The 16,071-nt window shown below is 60.3% G+C and carries 16 protein-coding genes; 8 read left to right on the top strand and 8 right to left on the bottom strand.

From position 1 onward, the window contains the following. Window positions 1–72: 72 nt before the first annotated feature. Genes AO065_RS09165 through AO065_RS09155 form a run of 3 tightly spaced genes read right to left on the bottom strand, consistent with a single transcriptional unit; the run spans window position 73 to window position 1,841 of the window. Window positions 73–744: a GNAT family N-acetyltransferase gene (locus AO065_RS09165; protein ID WP_004881664.1), complete on the bottom strand. Its 672-nt coding sequence runs from the start codon at window positions 742–744 to the stop codon at window positions 73–75. Between the two features lie 12 nt (window positions 745–756). Continuing rightward, on the bottom strand, window positions 757–1,203 hold the full coding sequence (locus AO065_RS09160; protein ID WP_004881662.1) for a GNAT family N-acetyltransferase: 447 nt from the start codon (window positions 1,201–1,203) through the stop codon (window positions 757–759). Continuing rightward, window positions 1,203–1,841, bottom strand: a complete 639-nt coding sequence (locus tag AO065_RS09155) for an FMN-binding negative transcriptional regulator (protein WP_032650812.1) — start codon at window positions 1,839–1,841, stop codon at window positions 1,203–1,205. The genes AO065_RS09160 and AO065_RS09155 overlap by 1 nt, the downstream gene beginning before the upstream one ends. A 90-nt stretch (window positions 1,842–1,931) precedes the next feature. Between AO065_RS09155 and pdxR the strand changes: the two genes are divergently transcribed. From pdxR to AO065_RS09140, 3 genes are all read left to right on the top strand, one after another. Beyond that, complete coding sequence (gene pdxR, locus AO065_RS09150; RefSeq protein ID WP_004881659.1) at window positions 1,932–3,494, top strand: MocR-like pyridoxine biosynthesis transcription factor PdxR; 1,563 nt, start codon at window positions 1,932–1,934, stop codon at window positions 3,492–3,494. Between the two features lie 53 nt (window positions 3,495–3,547). After that, window positions 3,548–4,759: a YeeE/YedE family protein gene (locus AO065_RS09145; protein WP_004881656.1), complete on the top strand. Its 1,212-nt coding sequence runs from the start codon at window positions 3,548–3,550 to the stop codon at window positions 4,757–4,759. 140 nt (window positions 4,760–4,899) lie between these two features. After that, window positions 4,900–5,775, top strand: coding sequence for a bestrophin family protein (locus AO065_RS09140; protein WP_162850630.1), 876 nt, complete (start codon window positions 4,900–4,902; stop codon window positions 5,773–5,775). A 67-nt stretch (window positions 5,776–5,842) separates the two neighbouring features. Here AO065_RS09140 and AO065_RS09135 read toward each other — a convergent pair whose 3' ends face one another. The 3 genes from AO065_RS09135 to aspA all read right to left on the bottom strand — a co-directional run bounded on the left by AO065_RS09135 (window position 5,843) and on the right by aspA (window position 10,034). Further along, entirely contained in the window at window positions 5,843–6,847 is a 1,005-nt protein-coding gene (locus AO065_RS09135; RefSeq protein ID WP_004881652.1) for an asparaginase, read from the bottom strand. 27 nt (window positions 6,848–6,874) lie between these two features. Further along, window positions 6,875–8,326: an alanine/glycine:cation symporter family protein gene (locus tag AO065_RS09130; RefSeq protein WP_004881649.1), complete on the bottom strand. Its 1,452-nt coding sequence runs from the start codon at window positions 8,324–8,326 to the stop codon at window positions 6,875–6,877. Between the two features lie 283 nt (window positions 8,327–8,609). After that, window positions 8,610–10,034, bottom strand: coding sequence for an aspartate ammonia-lyase (gene aspA, locus AO065_RS09125; protein ID WP_004881647.1), 1,425 nt, complete (start codon window positions 10,032–10,034; stop codon window positions 8,610–8,612). Between the two features lie 285 nt (window positions 10,035–10,319). Here aspA and AO065_RS09120 point away from each other — a divergent pair, with 285 nt between their 5' ends. Continuing rightward, window positions 10,320–11,225 carry a LysR substrate-binding domain-containing protein gene (locus tag AO065_RS09120; protein ID WP_004881646.1) on the top strand — a complete coding sequence of 302 codons (906 nt, stop codon included), beginning with the start codon at window positions 10,320–10,322 and terminating at the stop codon, window positions 11,223–11,225. A gap of 40 nt (window positions 11,226–11,265) precedes the next feature. On the opposite strand, the gene AO065_RS09115 is transcribed toward AO065_RS09120, so the two are convergent. Continuing rightward, window positions 11,266–11,901, bottom strand: coding sequence for a hypothetical protein (locus tag AO065_RS09115; protein ID WP_004881644.1), 636 nt, complete (start codon window positions 11,899–11,901; stop codon window positions 11,266–11,268). A 363-nt stretch (window positions 11,902–12,264) separates the two neighbouring features. Between AO065_RS09115 and purE the strand changes: the two genes are divergently transcribed. The 4 genes from purE to AO065_RS09095 all read left to right on the top strand — a co-directional run bounded on the left by purE (window position 12,265) and on the right by AO065_RS09095 (window position 15,049). Beyond that, window positions 12,265–12,756, top strand: a complete 492-nt coding sequence (gene purE / locus AO065_RS09110; RefSeq protein WP_004881642.1) for a 5-(carboxyamino)imidazole ribonucleotide mutase — start codon at window positions 12,265–12,267, stop codon at window positions 12,754–12,756. 9 nt (window positions 12,757–12,765) lie between these two features. Further along, the gene (locus tag AO065_RS09105) at window positions 12,766–13,848 is read left to right on the top strand and encodes a 5-(carboxyamino)imidazole ribonucleotide synthase (protein WP_004881639.1); all 1,083 of its coding nucleotides are present in this window, start codon (window positions 12,766–12,768) and stop codon (window positions 13,846–13,848) included. Between the two features lie 338 nt (window positions 13,849–14,186). Then, entirely contained in the window at window positions 14,187–14,432 is a 246-nt protein-coding gene (locus AO065_RS09100; protein WP_004881638.1) for a GlsB/YeaQ/YmgE family stress response membrane protein, read from the top strand. Window positions 14,433–14,515: 83 nt separating this feature from the next. Continuing rightward, window positions 14,516–15,049 (top strand): DUF3299 domain-containing protein, encoded by a 534-nt coding sequence (locus AO065_RS09095; RefSeq protein WP_004881635.1) that lies wholly within the window; start codon window positions 14,516–14,518, stop codon window positions 15,047–15,049. Between the two features lie 12 nt (window positions 15,050–15,061). Here AO065_RS09095 and AO065_RS09090 read toward each other — a convergent pair whose 3' ends face one another. Then, window positions 15,062–15,973, bottom strand: coding sequence for a D-hexose-6-phosphate mutarotase (locus tag AO065_RS09090; protein WP_004881634.1), 912 nt, complete (start codon window positions 15,971–15,973; stop codon window positions 15,062–15,064). Between the last annotated feature and the right edge of the window lie 98 nt (window positions 15,974–16,071).

The raw sequence follows: 16,071 nt of genomic DNA, 5'->3' as shown, positions 1-16,071 counted from the left end.
ATCGTTCCTACGCTCTGCGTGGGAATGCCGCTCAGGACGCTCCGCGTCCGACCCGGACCCGCACGCTGAAACCTACTGCCGAAACGCTTCCAGCCCTTTGATCTGCGCGCCCTCCTTGAAATTATCCACAGCCAGCCAGCCTTCGAATGCGGTCTGCAGGACGGGCCATTCGCTGTCGAGGATCGAATACCACGCGGTGTCTCTGTTCAGACCCTTGACCACCATGTGCTGGCGGAAAGTACCTTCATAACTGAAACCGAATCGGTCGGCGGCCCGTTTGGAGCGAGCGTTGTTGGCGTTGCATTTCCATTCCAGGCGGCGGTTGCCCAGTCGAAAGGCTTCCTTGGCCAGCAGGTAGATCGCCTCGGTGCCCTTGGGCGTGCGCTGCATGGCGGCGCTGAAGGTCACGTGGCCGATCTCGATCCGGCCGTGTGCCGCGAAGATGGACAGGTAACTGATCACGCCCTCGGCCTTGCCGGTCTGCTGATTGATCACGGCATAGAACCACGGATCCGTCGCCACCTGATGCCCGGCCAGCCAGGCGTCGAACGCGCTGCGCTCGTTGAACGGCCCGTAGGGCAGGTAGTCCCACAGCTTCGGGTCGGCCGTCGGTCCCTGGAGCACTGACCACAAGTCATCCGCATGCCGGGCTGTCTCCAGCTTTTCCAGGCGAATGAAGCGACCATTCAGGGGCTGCGGGCCGGGCAATGTCGCGGGTTGCCAATCCAGTGGAGTCTCGGACATCGATTGCTTCCTTCAAAGAGCCTTGCGAAATTGAATGTAGCCCGCGCGATCAGCGATGCGTTCATACAGCTGAATGGCCGTGGCGTTGGTTTCGTGGGTCAGCCAGTGAACCTTGTCACAGTCGTCGGCCTTGGCGGTCGCGTAGACATGCTCGATCAACTGCCTGCCGATCCCGGTGCCGCGCTGTTCCGGCGCAACGATCAGGTCCTGCAGGTAGCAGGCGTTCCTGATGCTCCAGTTGGAGCGGTGGTAGATAAAGTTCACCATGCCCACCGCTTTGCCGTCCACCCACGCCAGGGCCGAGTGGGTCGGTTCCTGTGGGTCGAGCAGGCGCTGCCAGGTCACTTCGCTGACGCCTTCGGCCAGTTCGGTCTTGTAAAAGCGCAGATAGGCCTGCCACAGCGGCAGCCATGCGTGGTGGTCGTCAGCAGTCACGGGGCGAATCTGGATGTCACTCATCAAACGTTCTCCTGGGTACTCATCAAGCGGGCGAGTTGCTGTTCGTTGACTTTCGGGCTGGCGGCAAGACCGTCGCGGACCCCGGCGATGTCCGCGGCATTGCGGTTCTGGCTGAGTTTGCGTTTTCCTTCAAGTCGCTGGACGGGCAGGGCGAAGCCAACGATAGCCCCCAGCATTTTCGCAATGTACTCGGCGGGTGCATCATCGATGGACCAGGGTTGTGCCCGATCAGATTCGTGTCTGGTCGTCAGCTCATCCAGAAGCTGACGCAACCGTGGCGCGTCGGTAAAGGTTTCGGCCTTGCCGTAGGCGTGAACCGCAAGGTAGTTCCAGGTGGGCACGACCTGACCATGCTCGGCTTTGCTCGGGTAATACGACGGGCTGACATAGGCGTCCTCGCCAGGAAAGATCACCAGCGTTTCGGCGCAGGTTTCCAGCTGCCGCCACTGTGGATTGCCCCTGGCCAGATGGCCGTAGAGCGTCCCGTTGGGACCCTGATCCTCGCGCAGCAGGAGGGGCAAGTGCGAAGCCTGCATGCCGTCTTCGTTCCAGGTGACCAGAATCGCCAGGCGGGTCTGGTTCATCTGCTCCTGGAGTCTGGATGTTTCGTTGTCTCGGAATGCTACGGGTGTGTACATGGCGGTACTCCTTGGCCGATGAACAGATCCTAGGCAAGGCATTGGTCTGTTGTAAGATCCATTTTCAATAGATTTCATAGAGCCAATCCGATGACGTCCGATGCTCCTGCATTCCCCTCAACGTTGACCGGCATCAGGCTGGACAGGCGTCAGGGTCTGAGCAAGCAGCTGTATCGTGAGCTGCGCCAGCAGATACTGGACGCTCGATTGACCAGCGGAACGCGCCTGCCCGCCAGTCGCGAACTCGCGGACCTGCTGGCCATTTCCCGCAACAGCGTGATGCGGGCCTACGACCAGTTGTATGCCGAAGGTTTCACGGAAACCCGTGTTGGGGATGGAACCTATGTCACGCATTTGCCGGACCGCGCCAGTGCGTCCGATCAGGCTTGTAAAAGAAAACTATCCACCAACTTGTCCACAGGTTTGTCTACACCTTTGTCCACAGGCTTATCCACAGTTTTGCAGCAAGCAGCGGATAATATGGACGGTGAAGTTATCCACAGTTCTGCGCTTGATCGGATCAAAACTCACCATCTTCCAGCCCCTTCAGAGCAGGGGCCCAAGGCTTTTCGTGTCGGGGTACCCGCCTTCGATCTGTTTCCTTTCGCCCTGTGGGGCAAGCTCTACGCGGCTTTCTGGCGTCGTCCGGACCCTGCCTCGCTAGGTTATGGCGCCGCAGCCGGGGAACCGAGGCTGCGGGAGCTGATCGCCGCGTATTTGCGTTCATCGCGCGGTCTGCAATGCACCGCTGAGCAAATTGTGATCACCAGTGGCGCCCAACACGCCATCAGCCTTTGTGCACAGATGCTGGTAGAGCCGGGCGAGAGCGTTGCGGTCGAAAATCCGGGCTATCGTGCGGCCGCTCATGCATTCGCTGTGGCCGGTGCCCGACTGACAGGTGTAGCCGTCGACGAGGAAGGGATGCGCTGCGCCGATCTCGCCCAGGCCGGTTGTAAATTGGCGTACGTCACCCCATCTCACCAATACCCGACCGGTGTGGTCATGAGCCTTGCCAGACGCCTTGAGCTGCTGGCCTGGGCCGAGAAGAACCAGGGCTGGATTGTCGAGGACGACTACGATGGCGAATACCGTTACAGCGGTGCGCCATTGGCACCCCTGGCCGCGCTGGATCGCAGCGGGCGAGTGCTGTACATCGGCACCTTTGGCAAAATTGTCTTCCCGGCGCTGCGGCTGGGTTATCTGGTGCTGCCGCAGGAACTGGTTCGGCCCTTCAGCCAGCGCAAGGCTGTGGACATGCGCCACACCGAAGTCAGCACCCAGTCGGTGATGGCACAGTTCATCGCCCTGGGGCACTTCCAGCGCCACATCCGGCGTATGCGTCGTGCCGCGCTGAGTCGGCGCAACGCGTTGCTCGCCGGTTGGCCCACCGATCTTGCAGGATGTGCGGCGATGCCCAGCGTGGCGGCAGGGCTGCATGTGATGGTCAAGGTAGACAGCCTGGCACGCGAGCAGGAGCTGGTGGAAAAGGCGTCCAGCGTCGGTGTGGAGGTCAATGCCCTGAGCAGCTACTGGCTGCCGGATTCGACCGAACCCATGGATGAGCGGGCCGGGCTGGTGCTGGGTTTTGCCGCCGTGCCCGAGGCGCAGATCAGCGATGCGCTGGACAGGCTGCGCAAGGTCTGGTCCGAGTAAGCCTGTGGCACACGTATAATCGTTTCTTTCTGCTACTTGTCGTCGAGAGACCTATGAACACTTCCACTTCTGCAACACCCGGCCGTGCTTACGGCGCGCCGCTGGCGGCGTTGTTTCTGTTATTGATGGGCGCGCAGTTTCTGCTGCTCAGCGTCGGCGCTCATCAGGTCCTGCTATGGATCGTCGGCGCGGCGCTTGGGGTCACCTTGTATCACGCCGCGTTTGGTTTCACGTCGGCCTGGCGAGTGTTCATTCGTGAGCGGCGCGGTGCCGGCCTGCGTGCACAAATGGTGATGCTGGCCGTTGCTGTGGTGCTGTTTTTCCCTGCGCTCGGCGCTGGCACGCTGTTCGGACAACCGGTCACGGGCCTGGTCGCGCCGGTCGGCGTTTCGGTGGTAGTCGGTGCGTTCATTTTCGGCATCGGCATGCAACTGGGCGGCGGCTGTGCCTCCGGAACTCTGTTCACGGCAGGCGGCGGCAACGCGCGAATGCTGGTGACCCTGCTGTTCTTCATTCTCGGTTCGCTGATCGCCACTCACCACGTCGATTGGTGGTTCGCGCTGCCGTCGTTCCCGGCCACTTCGCTGGTCAAGAGCTTTGGCGTGATCCCGGCGCTGATCGGCAACCTGGCCCTGTTCGCCCTGATTGCCTTTGTCACGGTGCGCCTTGAAAAACGTCGTCATGGCGAACTCGAAGCGCCTGTCACCAGCGAGCACACAGGTCTTCGACGACTGCTGCGCGGCCCATGGGTATTGGTCTGGGGTGCTGTGGCACTGGCCGTTCTCAACTACGCCACGCTGGCGCTGGCGGGTCGGCCGTGGGGCATCACCTCAGCGTTCGCGCTGTGGGGCGCGAAGGTCGCGAGCGGGCTGGGCGTGGATGTCGGCAGTTGGGTGTTCTGGCAAAGCGCGGCGAATGCCAAGGCACTGGCCGCGCCGGTCTGGGAAGACGTCACCAGCGTAATGGACATTGGCATCATGCTCGGCGCGTTGCTCGCCGCAGGCCTGGCCGGACGTTTCGCGCCGAACCTTGATATCCCGACCCGTTCGATCGTGGCTGCGGTAATCGGTGGCCTGTTGCTCGGCTACGGCTCTCGTCTGGCTTATGGCTGCAACATCGGGGCGTATTTCAGCGGCATCGCGTCCGGCAGTCTGCACGGCTGGCTGTGGCTGGTTGCGGCTTATGCCGGTAACGTCATCGGTGTCCGGTTGCGTCCGATCTTCTTTGCCGGTGAGCGTCCGCAAGTGGCGTTGAGCGGCTGCTGAAAAAGTGTGAACCCCTGAGATAAAGCGGGCCGTTTGCGAACCATCTCCCGGAATGGCATTCAAAGGCCATGCAGTAGCGAGGATGTCCGAATGCGGTCTCGCTTATTTATCGATGGGGTAGGCCTTTGCAGCAGACGATCATGGGAAAATTCCGATTTCTTGGCAAGACAATCGGTTATGTGGGCTGGTCGCTGTTCTGGCTGCTGATTTGGGACGTGATTGTCACGGTCGATTTCATGCTGTACCTGGAACGCAAGATCACCTTACCGTCCATGCCGTTGACCCTGCTGGGTTCGGCGCTGGTGGTGCTGACCAGCTTCCGCAATTCCAGCGCCTACAACCGCTGGTGGGAAGCCCGTACCTTGTGGGGCGCGCTGGTCAACAGCTCGCGCAGCTTCGCCCGTCAGGTGCTGACGCTGGTCGAAGACGACGAGGGCGGCATCAACCCAGTGAAAGCTACGCTGCTGCGCCGTCACGTCGCCTACGTCAAATGCCTGTCTGCGCATTTGAAGGGCGGGCACTGTGGCGACGAGGTCCAGGCCCTGATCCCGCGTGAAGAGTTCGAGCGTCGGTTCGACACCAACAACTTCCCCAACGACTTGCTTAATACCTCGGCCGCATTGCTGGCCAAGGAATACCAGTCCGGCCGACTGGACAGCATCCGTCTGGCCCGTCTCGAGTCGACAATGGTGGACATTTCCAACTGCCAGGGCGGCATGGAGCGCATCGCCAATACGCCGCTGCCCTATCCGTACGTGGCGTTTCCAAGGCTGTTCATTACTCTGTTCTGCCTGATCGTACCGATCGGCCTGGTCGAAACCCTTGGCTGGTTCACGCCGCTGGCGTCCACTGTGGTGGGCTTCATGCTATTGGCAATCGAAAAGATCGGCACCGACCTGCAGAGCCCGTTCAAGGCCAGCGAGCACGAGATCCAGATGACGGCGCTGTGCGCAAATATCGAGCGAAATCTCGACTCGATGCTTCGTGGCGCGCAGGAGGAAAGCAAGGTTTCCTGAGGGAAGGGGTATTGCGATATTCCGGTTGACTCAGGCCAGTCCTGAGTCACCGAAACCTTTCACATGCTCAGCGTAATTCGCCACACAGATCCAGTTCGACCAGCCGTCGGACTTCTTCAGTCGTCAGGTCTGCGCCAAGCAGGGCATGCAGTTTGCCAAGTGCGGCCTCACGCGTCATGCCGCCACCGGACAGCACGCCGGCACCACGCAGGCGGCTTCCCGCTTCGTAGACATCCAGTTCCACGCCGCCTTCATGGCACTGCGTGATTGCGATCACGCAGATGCCACGGGCACGGGCGTCTTCCAGGCTGGCGATGAACTGTGGATCGTCACTCGGGCCGGTGCCGTTGCCGAAGCATTCCAGTACCAGACCCTGAATGCCGCTGTCGATCAGGCCATTCAGTTGAGCGGCGCCGATACCGGGGAACAGCGGCAACACCGCCACGCTGGCCATTGTCCTGGGCTGACGGTAGTCGAGTGCGTCAGGCAGGGAAACGGCAGCATGACCGCCACGCGAGCGCTGCAACGGCGCGAACGGGTTGCGCCCGAAGCTGCGGATCTTGGCGCAACGGGTCGGGTCCATCAGCTCGCCATGGAAATACAGGTGAACACCCGGCGCGAGCCCGTTACCGAGCGCGAGCAGGGCACCGTTGACGTTTTCCCAGGCATCGCTGTCCGGCACACCGGCAGGCAGCATGGAGCCGGTGAACACCACAGGAGCATCGAGCCCCAGCAACTGGAAGCCCAGGGCCGCCGCGCTGTAGGCAAGCGTGTCGGTGCCATGCAGCACCAGCACAGCGTCACAGCCCTCCGTGTCGACCGCTTCGATCACCGCCTCACGCAGACGCAACCAGTAGGCTGGCGTCATGTTGGCGCTGTCGATCAGTGGTGACATCTCGCGAAAGCGCCACTGCGGTACGACCAGTTCGGGGAGTTCGGCCAGTTGCCCGGCCATTCGGGCTTCGAAGCCCGACGCCGGGGCCAGGCCATTGGCGCTGGCCTGCATGCCGATGGTGCCGCCAGTGTAAAGAACCATCACTCGCTGAGCGGGTTGATGTGCTTCATGAGTCATGATTCTTCTCCTTATGGCGTTGTGTGCTTAGCGTGCTTCTGGAGCAGGCTTGCCTGCCACTTCAGCATCATGAACCGGCGTCTGCGACGGGTTGGCTGGCCATGCGTTGCGGTCCAGATCCAGATCAGGGAACTTGCTGGAATCGAACACCGGCGTTTTGATGCCTGCGCGACGCTGGGCATCGTAGTCGCCCAGAATACGCTTCACGATCTTGAACAGCATCGCCAGTGCAATCAGGTTGACGAAGGCCAGCATGGTCATGGTGATGTCGGCGAAGGCCAGCACATCTTTCAGGTCGACCACCGCGCCCCACAGAATCAGCACCAGTACCGCGATGCGGTAGCCGATGATCGCGTTCTTCTTCTCGCCGAACAGGAAACGCAGGCTGTTTTCACCCAGATAGTAGTTGTAGAGGATCGAGGTGAATACGAACAGCGCCAGTGCCACGCTGATGAAGATGCGGCCCCAGTCACCGACCACGGCAGCCAGCGAGTTCTGTGCGAGCACGATACCGTTGCCGTCGTAGCCAACGTCATAGATACCGGACAGCAGAATCAGCAGGGCGGTGCAGGTGCAGATGACGAATGTGTCGAGGAACACGCTGAATGCCTGAACCACGCCCTGGGCAACCGGGTGCTCGACCTGAGCGACCGCAGCCACGTTTGGAGCACTGCCCAGACCGGCTTCGTTGGCAAACACGCCACGCTTGACGCCCATGACGATTGCGCTGCCGACCAGACCGCCGAACACCGGGTCAAGACCGAAGGCGCTGCGCACGATGGTCATCAACATGGCTGGAACGTGATCAATCTGCAGAACGATCACGTAGACAGTGACTGCGATGTAGATCAGGGTCTTGACCGGTACCAGCAGGTCGGAGATCGCAGCGATACGCTTGATGCCGCCAATGAACGCCAGACCCAGCAGCACGACCAGGCAGATACCGGTGGTCATGGTGTCAACGCCGAAGGCGCTTTTGAGGGAGTCGGTCACAGCGTGCGATTGCAGGCCATTGAAGGCGAAACCGAAAGTCACCAGCAGCAGAACCGCCATGACCATGCCCAGCCAGCGCTTGCCCAGGCCGTGCTGGATGTAGAACGCCGGACCGCCACGGAACTGGCCTTCGGAGTCCTTGCGTTTGTAGAGCTGAGCGAGGGAACACTCGATGAAGCTGCTGGACATGCCGACCAGTGCGGTCACCCACATCCAGAACACGGCACCCGGGCCGCCAAGTGTTACTGCAATACCGACGCCTGCGATGTTACCCGCACCTACGCGGCCTGCGAGGCTGAGCATCAGGGCCTGAAAGGAACTCAGTTGACCTGCGCTGCTCTTCAAGCTGTCGCGGAATACCGCAAACATATGGAAAAAGTGTCGAAACTGAACGAAACGTGAGCGGATCGTGAAGTAACTACCCAGGCCTACGATAAGTACGATCAGTACTTTACCGGAGAGGAAGTCGTTAATCATTTCCAGCATTTTTGTTATTCCTCGCTACTTTTGAGGGGGCGCACTATACCGGTGCAAAGTTTTTACGTCTGTAGCCGCTTTCTTGTGGGACTGATTCTTCATTTACGGCGCTGAATGAATGCTCTGTGGATAACTCCGCAAAGCGTTGTGCCAGAGGCTGTGAATCGCTATCGGATCCACTTTTTGCCAGCAGGCAAAAAAAAGGGTCTGGAGAATCACTCCCAGACCCTCAAAAAATTGAGGGGTGTCTAGGCCCTCAATCTGGTGAGCTCGTTGCGCAGATCACTGCCTGTCAGGCCTTCAATGGGGCCAGACGGGGAGCGATCATGTTTTCCGGCCGCAGAATGTCGTCGAGCATGGCGTCGTCGAGCAGGCCTTCCTCACGAACCAGTTCCAGTACGCCGCGGCCGGTTTCCAGCGCGATGCGGGCGATACGGGTCGAGTTCTCGTAACCGATGTAGGGGTTCAGGGCAGTGACCAGACCGATCGAGTGCTCGACCAGTTCACGGCAGCGCTGCTCGTTGGCGGTGATGCCGACGATGCAGTGTTCGCGCAGCATGTCCATGGCGCGCTGCAGCAGGCGGATCGAGTCGAAGATCTTGTAGGCGATCAGCGGCTCCATCACGTTGAGCTGCAACTGACCACCTTCGGCCGCCATGGTCAGTGCCAGGTCGTTGCCGATGATTTCGAACGCTACCTGGTTGACCGCTTCCGGGATCACCGGGTTGACCTTGCCGGGCATGATCGAGCTGCCTGGCTGACGCGCTGGCAGGTTGATTTCGTTGATGCCGGTGCGTGGGCCGCTGGACAGCAGGCGCAGGTCGTTGCAGATCTTCGACAGCTTGACCGCAGTGCGCTTGAGCATGCCCGAGAACAGTACGAAAGCGCCCATGTCGGATGTCGCTTCGATCAGGTCGGCAGCCGGCACCAGCGGCTGGCCGCTGATGGTTGCCAGACGCTCTACCGCAAGGTGTTGATAGCCAGGGTCGGCGTTGATGCCGGTACCGATGGCCGTGCCGCCCAGGTTGACTTCGGTCAACAGCTCCGGCGCCAGGCTGCGCAGGCGGTTCAGGTCTTCGGTCAAGGTGGTGGCGAAGGCGCGGAATTCCTGACCCAGGGTCATCGGAACAGCGTCCTGCAACTGGGTGCGGCCCATTTTCAGAACGTGGTTGAATTCCTGGCCCTTGGCCGCGAACGCCTGGATCAGACTGTCGAGGCTGGCGAGCAGGGCGTCGTGACCCAACAGCAGACCCAGACGGATGGCCGTCGGGTAGGCGTCGTTGGTCGACTGAGCCATGTTCACGTCGTTGTTCGGGTGTAGGTGCTTGTATTCGCCCTTCTCGAAACCCATGGTTTCCAGCGCGATGTTGGCGATGACTTCGTTGGCATTCATATTGGTTGAAGTGCCAGCGCCGCCCTGAATCATGTCAACCACGAACTGATCGTGGAAGTCACCGCGAATCAGGCGGGCACAGGCCTCGCTGATGGCGGCGTGTTTGGCATCGTTGAGGTGTCCGAGCTGGTGGTTCGCATCGGCCGCAGCCTGCTTGACCATGGCCAGCGCCACGACCAGTTTCGGGTAGTGCGAAAGCGGCACGCCGGACAGGTGGAAATTGTTGACCGCTCGCAGAGTCTGGATGCCGTAGTAGGCGTTTGCCGGTACTTCGAGAACACCCAGCAGGTCTTTTTCGATGCGCGATGATGCAGGCGAGGACATGATAAAAAAAGTCTCAAATTAGGTACGGACGATGCCGGAACGCAGCGGATGGTGGGCTTTGCGTTTAAAATTGACCAATGCTGTTAAACGCTGGGCTATGCACAAACGGCATAACAGGTGTGTGACTCGGCTTTTGTGCCGTGCGTAAAGGGGACAAAATGTCGCACCCTCACATGTTCTTGTCGCGGACAGGACGTAAAAGGTTTTTGTAGCGTCATCGCGAAAGGCATCGTCTCTAACCGCAGTCGCCTGTTGATGCAGTCAGCCATTGTCCGGGAGGACCTGATGAATCTGGAAAGCAAGTGGTTGGAGGATTTCAGCGCTCTGGCTGCAACCCGCAGTTTTTCCCAGGCCGCCGAGCGTCGCTTCGTGACGCAACCGGCGTTCAGTCGGCGTATCCGCAGCCTTGAAGCCGCGCTCGGGCTGACGCTGGTCAATCGGTCGCGCACGCCCGTCGAACTGACGGCTGCGGGGCAACTGTTTCTGGTCACGGCACGTACGGTGGTCGAGCAGTTGGGTGAGGTGGTGCGCCATCTGCATCACCTGGAAGGCGGGCAGGGTGAGGTGATGCAGGTCGCGGCGGCGCATTCTCTGGCACTGGGCTTCTTTCCACGCTGGATTGCGCAGCTTCGTAATGAAGGCCTGAATATCGCGACCCGACTGGTTGCGACCAACGTGGGCGATGCGGTTCATGCCTTGCGTGAAGGCGGCTGCGACCTGATGCTGGCGTTTTATGATCCTGACGCTGCGTTGCAGATGGACGCCGAGATCTTCCCGTCCCTGCACCTGGGGCAGACCCAGATGCTGCCGGTCTGCGCCGCCGATGCTCAGGGCCAGCCGCTGTTCGATATGGACGGTGAGGCCAGCGTGCCGCTGCTGGCGTACAGCGCCGGTGCCTTTCTGGGTCGCTCGGTGAACATGCTGCTGCGCCAGCGCAACCTGCGTTTCACCACGGTTTACGAGACGGCCATGGCCGACAGCCTGAAAAGCATGGCGCTGGAAGGGCTGGGCATTGCCTGGGTGCCGCAGTTGAGCGTTCGTGCCGAGCTGGCGCGTGGTGAGCTGGTGGTGTGCGGCGGCCCGGAATGGCATGTGCCGCTGGAGATTCGTCTGTACCGCTGCGCACTGGTGCGCAAGGCCAATGTGCGATTGCTGTGGCGCAAACTGGAAAGCGCGGCCGCTCAGGAGTGATTGCATGACGGGCCACTCGCAGGAGCGGCCCGTGTTTCGGTCAGGGATACTGACTGAGGTGAGCTTCGATGCGCCGCTTGTTCTCGTTGCTGTAGACGTAGCAGTTGGCGCGAATCTGATTGCGGACCTCCAGCATATTGGTCTCACACCACCAGCCGCCGCGGTACAGAACCTCTGCCGCTTCGTGGGTCCCGTCGAGCATATGGCCCAGTTCGTGTGCGGTGGCGTTATAGGTCGTCAATGACGCGATGGCCGTGTAGCCCTTGATGAGCGCAACGCCTCCTACCTCCCGGTTGATCATGTCCTGAGTCAGCAGCATGTATTTGGTCGTCGGGTTGTTGGGCAGGTTTCGCGCATTGATGTACTGATCGACGCGATTCCTGAAATCCATTGAGATCCTTTCCAGATCGTCACCTTTATAAGCGAAGTCCGTCAATGTCGGGACATGGCGGATGAACTCCAGCTGGACACGCCGATGCGTGAAGCTTTCAAGGTCTTTCACGAACCAGGTGATGTAATCCTTGGCGAGACGCTCAAGGTCGTTTTCTCTGACATCGTCGTGCAGAAACAGAAAGAGAAACAGCGGGCGTTTTGCGGCGGGTCCATCAGCCAGTGCGCTCTGGCCCATCAGAAGCGCAGCGATCAACAGCAGGGATCCTGTTACGGTTTTCAACATGAATACTCATCCTTGAGTAGGTCTAAGGGTCTGCCTGCCCGTACCGGGTCAGGTCATCAGTACTTAATAGCAATGCTCGGCGGCCGGCAGTCGGGATGGGCAGCGGCTGCTGTAGTCTTGTTTGCGAGATGTTGCGGGCCGTGAACGGCTCCAGGTGTCGTCCCATGCCTCACCCGTCGCAGGCTTTGCAAAAACCTTGTGCGGATGGTCGTCGAGGGGGCTGTCATCCTGGCGCTTTGAGGTATACTGCGCGGCCTTTGGCCGGTTGAATCGGTCATTATTCGTACAGCAAGCCACGCCGGTCCTCCTGCGTGGCTTGTTGTTTTTAGATGCGCCTGCGGGCGCCCGATGAGAGGCACGACGATGAGCGCACTGGTTGGCGTGATCATGGGCTCCAAGTCCGATTGGTCCACCCTTAGCCACACCGCCGACATGCTGGAAAAGCTCGGCATTCCCTACGAAGTGAAAGTGGTGTCTGCGCACCGCACACCGGATTTGCTGTTCCAGTACGCCGACGAAGCGGAAGGCCGCGGTATCGAGGTGATCATCGCGGGCGCCGGTGGTGCCGCTCACTTGCCGGGCATGTGTGCGGCCAAGACCCACCTGCCTGTGCTGGGCGTTCCGGTGCAGTCGTCGATGCTGTCGGGTGTCGACTCCCTGCTGTCCATCGTGCAGATGCCTGCCGGTATCCCTGTTGCAACGCTGGCTATCGGCAAAGCGGGCGCGATCAATGCGGCCCTGCTGTCGGCAAGCATCCTGGGCGCCAAACACCCGCAATTCCACGTTGCGCTGAAGAAATTCCGCGCCGAGCAGACAGACAGCGTCCTGGACAATCCAGACCCACGCCACGCCTGAGGTTTTTCCATGAAGATCGGTGTAATCGGTGGCGGCCAACTGGGCCGCATGTTGGCTCTGGCGGGCACTCCGCTGGGCATGAACTTCGCCTTCCTCGATCCTGCGCCGGACGCTTGTGCGGCGGCATTGGGCGAGCATCTGCGTGCCGATTACGGTGATCTGGATCACCTGCGCCAGTTGGCTGATGAAGTCGATCTGGTGACGTTCGAATTCGAGAGCGTTCCGGCCGAGACCGTGGCGTTCCTGTCCCAGTTCGTGCCGGTCTACCCGAGCGCCGATGCCTTGCGCATTGCGCGGGATCGCTGGTTCGAGAAAAGCATGTTCAAGGACCTGGGCATCCCGACGCCTGACTTTGCGGACATTCAGTCGCAAGCCGACCTGGACGCTGCGGTGGCCAGCATCGGTCTGCCAGCCGTTCTCAAGACCCGCACGCTGGGTTATGACGGCAAGGGTCAGAAGGTTCTGCGTTCGGCCGCCGACGTGGTCGGCACCTTCGCTGAGCTGGGCAGCGTACCGTGCCTGCTGGAAGGCTTTGTGCCGTTCACCGGTGAAGTGTCGCTGATTGCCGTGCGCGCACGCGATGGGGAAACCCGCTTCTACCCGCTGGTGCACAACACCCATGACAGCGGCATCCTGCGACTGTCCATCGCCAGCACGGATCACCCGTTGCAGTCGTTGGCCGAGGACTATGCGGGTCGCGTGCTGAAGCAACTGGATTATGTGGGCGTGCTGGCGTTCGAATTCTTCGAAGTCGATGGCGGCCTGAAAGCCAACGAAATCGCGCCGCGTGTGCACAATTCCGGCCACTGGACGACCGAAGGCGCCGAGTGCAGCCAGTTCGAAAACCACCTGCGTGCCGTCGCCGGCCTGCCGCTGGGTTCTACCGCCAAGGTGGGCGAAAGCGCGATGCTGAACTTCATCGGTGAAGTGCCTGCCGTGGACAAGGTGATCGCGGTTGAAGACTGCCACCTGCACCACTACGGCAAGGCGTTCAAGACAGGCCGCAAGGTCGGTCACGCCACCGTCCGCAGCCACGACCGCGCCACGCTGAATCGTCAGGTGAGGTTGGTCGAAGCGTTGATCAAGGGCTGATCGAGCTTTTCATGCTCACCGCTGACAAAGGCTCTGGAAAGCGGGTCTGAAGCGGTAGAGGCTGGCTGAACACAGGACTGTGGGAGGCGGCTTGCCGGCGATAGCGTCAGTCCAGTCACTGAAGAGTTGACTGAAAACGCATCGCCGGCAAGCCGCCTCCCACAGCGTTTGCAGTTATCCAGCTATACGTGTGCAGAACGACGAGCGCAGAGCGTGCGACACGATCATTCGCCAATCTTCATTTGCGCCGGAACCATTCCCTTTCGCCGTTCTCAGATAGCAGTAAGCCAAGGCTGCATTGGGTCGTGGCACGTTCAATTCATACAGAGGGAAATGGCATGGGTATCATCGGAACCATCTTCATTGGCTTGATCGTCGGCCTGCTGGCTCGTTTTCTGAAGCCGGGCGATGACAGCATGGGCTGGATCATGACCATTCTGTTGGGTATCGCCGGTTCGCTGGCTGCGACCTACGGTGGCCAGGCTCTGGGTATCTATCAGGCGGGCGAAGGCGCAGGTTTCCTGGGCGCACTGGTCGGCGCAATTATCCTGCTGGTCATCTATGGCATGATCAAAAAGCGCTGATAATCCAGCGTCAGCCCTCTGTTTTGTACTGCGCAGAGGGCTAGAATGCGCGGCAGTTATTCTTCCCCTTGCCGAGCACTATCATGCGTCGCTTTCTGTTAATGACTTTTCTGTTGGTATCGGGGCTCGCACAGGCCCAGATGCCGGAAACCGACTGGCTGGAACTCATGCCCAAGTCGGACCAGAAGGCCCTCGAGGCCATGCCCGAGATTGATCACAACTCCCCTGAAGCGATGGGCACCTTCGACAGCAAGGGCGGATTGAAGCAGAGCAAGGGCTTGCCTGCTGTCATGTATTCCACCAAGACCGTCGCCGCGATGAATGGCAAAAACATTCGTCTGGGCGGTTACCCTGTGCCCCTCGAAACCGATGCCAAAGGCCACAGCACGCTGTTCTTTCTCGTGCCTTATCCGGGCGCCTGCATCCACGTTCCGCCACCGCCACCCAACCAAATGGTGCTGGTGCGTTACCCCAAGGGCTTGAAGCTGGACGATATCTACGCACCGCTGTGGGTCGAAGGCACCCTGAAGGTCGAGAAGATCAGTAACGATCTGGCCGATGCGGCCTATGCGATGGATGCAGCCAAGGTCCGGGTCGTTGTTGAATCGGACCTTTGACGCGTTGCCGATCTAGAGCGGTTCGCTCCAGATGCTTACACCCAGAATATGCATGTCATCCGGTGCTAGCGTCACCACGTCGCTCATGACGTTGGCGGTTTCGACGCAGACCATGCGCTGCCAGCCGTCCGGCGCCATGTCGGTAAAGCGTGCGGTCTTTTCGACCCACGGGTTCCACAGGATGGCCGAGTTCGAACCGGTGCTGTGAATCTGGATACGGCGTTGCCACTGCGGATCGACAATGCTGAGCAGGCCGGGTGTATCTAGATAGATGCGGTCGGTTTCGCCGGTGAACGTCAAATCACCCGCCTGCTGACGCTCTTCCCAGTTCTCCAGGGTTTCGATGTAGCGCAAACCGTCCAGCCCTTCGACGCTGACCTGGCGTGAGTCGCTGACCGCAAAGTAGGTGTGCAGCGCCTGACTGATGGTGACCGGTTCGGTGCCGCAGTTGTAGCTAATCAGGCTCACATTCAGCGCATCGTCCAGACGAATGCTCAGCTTGAGCGCCACGTTGTGCGGCCAGCCCGGCAATTTGCCTTCGGCCTGCGGCAGAACGAACTCCACCAGCAAGGCGGGGCCATCTTCGCCGACGCCCAGCAGTTCCCAGTCCAGCGCGCGTACTTCACCGTGGGCCTTGGCGGGCTCATCGCCTTGACGCATCGCCTGCACGCTTTCCGGGTTGCGCTCCAGATTGCCGAACCACGGCCAGCAGATCGGCATGCCCGTACGAATCGGCTTGCCCTGCTTGAAGACCGCTTCTTCGTTCAGCCAGACCAGAGGCTGTTGGCCATCGCGCTGGTAGCTGAGGATGTGCGCACCTTGCTGAGCGACGATCAGTTCTGCATCGCCATGACGAATGCGCCAGCAGTTCAGTTCATCGTACTGGACGGGTTCGACGCTGGATTCAACCGGGGATGTAGACATGCGAAATCTCTCACTCAAGGGCCGTGACGAAAATAGACCGTTATGGACGGGATGAGTTTACCCGAGAGGCCGCGACCCTTGCAGGCGCCAGCTCTCAG

The organism is Pseudomonas viridiflava (assembly GCF_001642795.1).
Classification (GTDB): domain Bacteria; phylum Pseudomonadota; class Gammaproteobacteria; order Pseudomonadales; family Pseudomonadaceae; genus Aquipseudomonas; species Aquipseudomonas viridiflava.
The sequence above is the reverse complement of the archived record's forward strand: the minus strand, read 5'-3'. Positions and strand labels throughout refer to the sequence as shown.

Coding starts and splice junctions, on each gene's coding strand:
- AO065_RS09145 (WP_004881656.1), top strand. CDS start 3,548: ATGAACACTTCCACTTCTGCAACACCCGGCCGTGCTTACGGCGCGCCG.
- purE (WP_004881642.1), top strand. CDS start 12,265: ATGAGCGCACTGGTTGGCGTGATCATGGGCTCCAAGTCCGATTGGTCC.
- AO065_RS09155 (WP_032650812.1), bottom strand. CDS start 1,841: ATGTACACACCCGTAGCATTCCGAGACAACGAAACATCCAGACTCCAG.
- AO065_RS09095 (WP_004881635.1), top strand. CDS start 14,516: ATGCGTCGCTTTCTGTTAATGACTTTTCTGTTGGTATCGGGGCTCGCA.
- pdxR (WP_004881659.1), top strand. CDS start 1,932: ATGACGTCCGATGCTCCTGCATTCCCCTCAACGTTGACCGGCATCAGG.
- AO065_RS09130 (WP_004881649.1), bottom strand. CDS start 8,326: ATGCTGGAAATGATTAACGACTTCCTCTCCGGTAAAGTACTGATCGTA.
- AO065_RS09140 (WP_162850630.1), top strand. CDS start 4,900: ATGGGAAAATTCCGATTTCTTGGCAAGACAATCGGTTATGTGGGCTGG.
- AO065_RS09090 (WP_004881634.1), bottom strand. CDS start 15,973: ATGTCTACATCCCCGGTTGAATCCAGCGTCGAACCCGTCCAGTACGAT.
- AO065_RS09115 (WP_004881644.1), bottom strand. CDS start 11,901: ATGTTGAAAACCGTAACAGGATCCCTGCTGTTGATCGCTGCGCTTCTG.
- AO065_RS09120 (WP_004881646.1), top strand. CDS start 10,320: ATGAATCTGGAAAGCAAGTGGTTGGAGGATTTCAGCGCTCTGGCTGCA.
- AO065_RS09135 (WP_004881652.1), bottom strand. CDS start 6,847: ATGACTCATGAAGCACATCAACCCGCTCAGCGAGTGATGGTTCTTTAC.
- aspA (WP_004881647.1), bottom strand. CDS start 10,034: ATGTCCTCGCCTGCATCATCGCGCATCGAAAAAGACCTGCTGGGTGTT.
- AO065_RS09105 (WP_004881639.1), top strand. CDS start 12,766: ATGAAGATCGGTGTAATCGGTGGCGGCCAACTGGGCCGCATGTTGGCT.
- AO065_RS09100 (WP_004881638.1), top strand. CDS start 14,187: ATGGGTATCATCGGAACCATCTTCATTGGCTTGATCGTCGGCCTGCTG.
- AO065_RS09160 (WP_004881662.1), bottom strand. CDS start 1,203: ATGAGTGACATCCAGATTCGCCCCGTGACTGCTGACGACCACCACGCA.
- AO065_RS09165 (WP_004881664.1), bottom strand. CDS start 744: ATGTCCGAGACTCCACTGGATTGGCAACCCGCGACATTGCCCGGCCCG.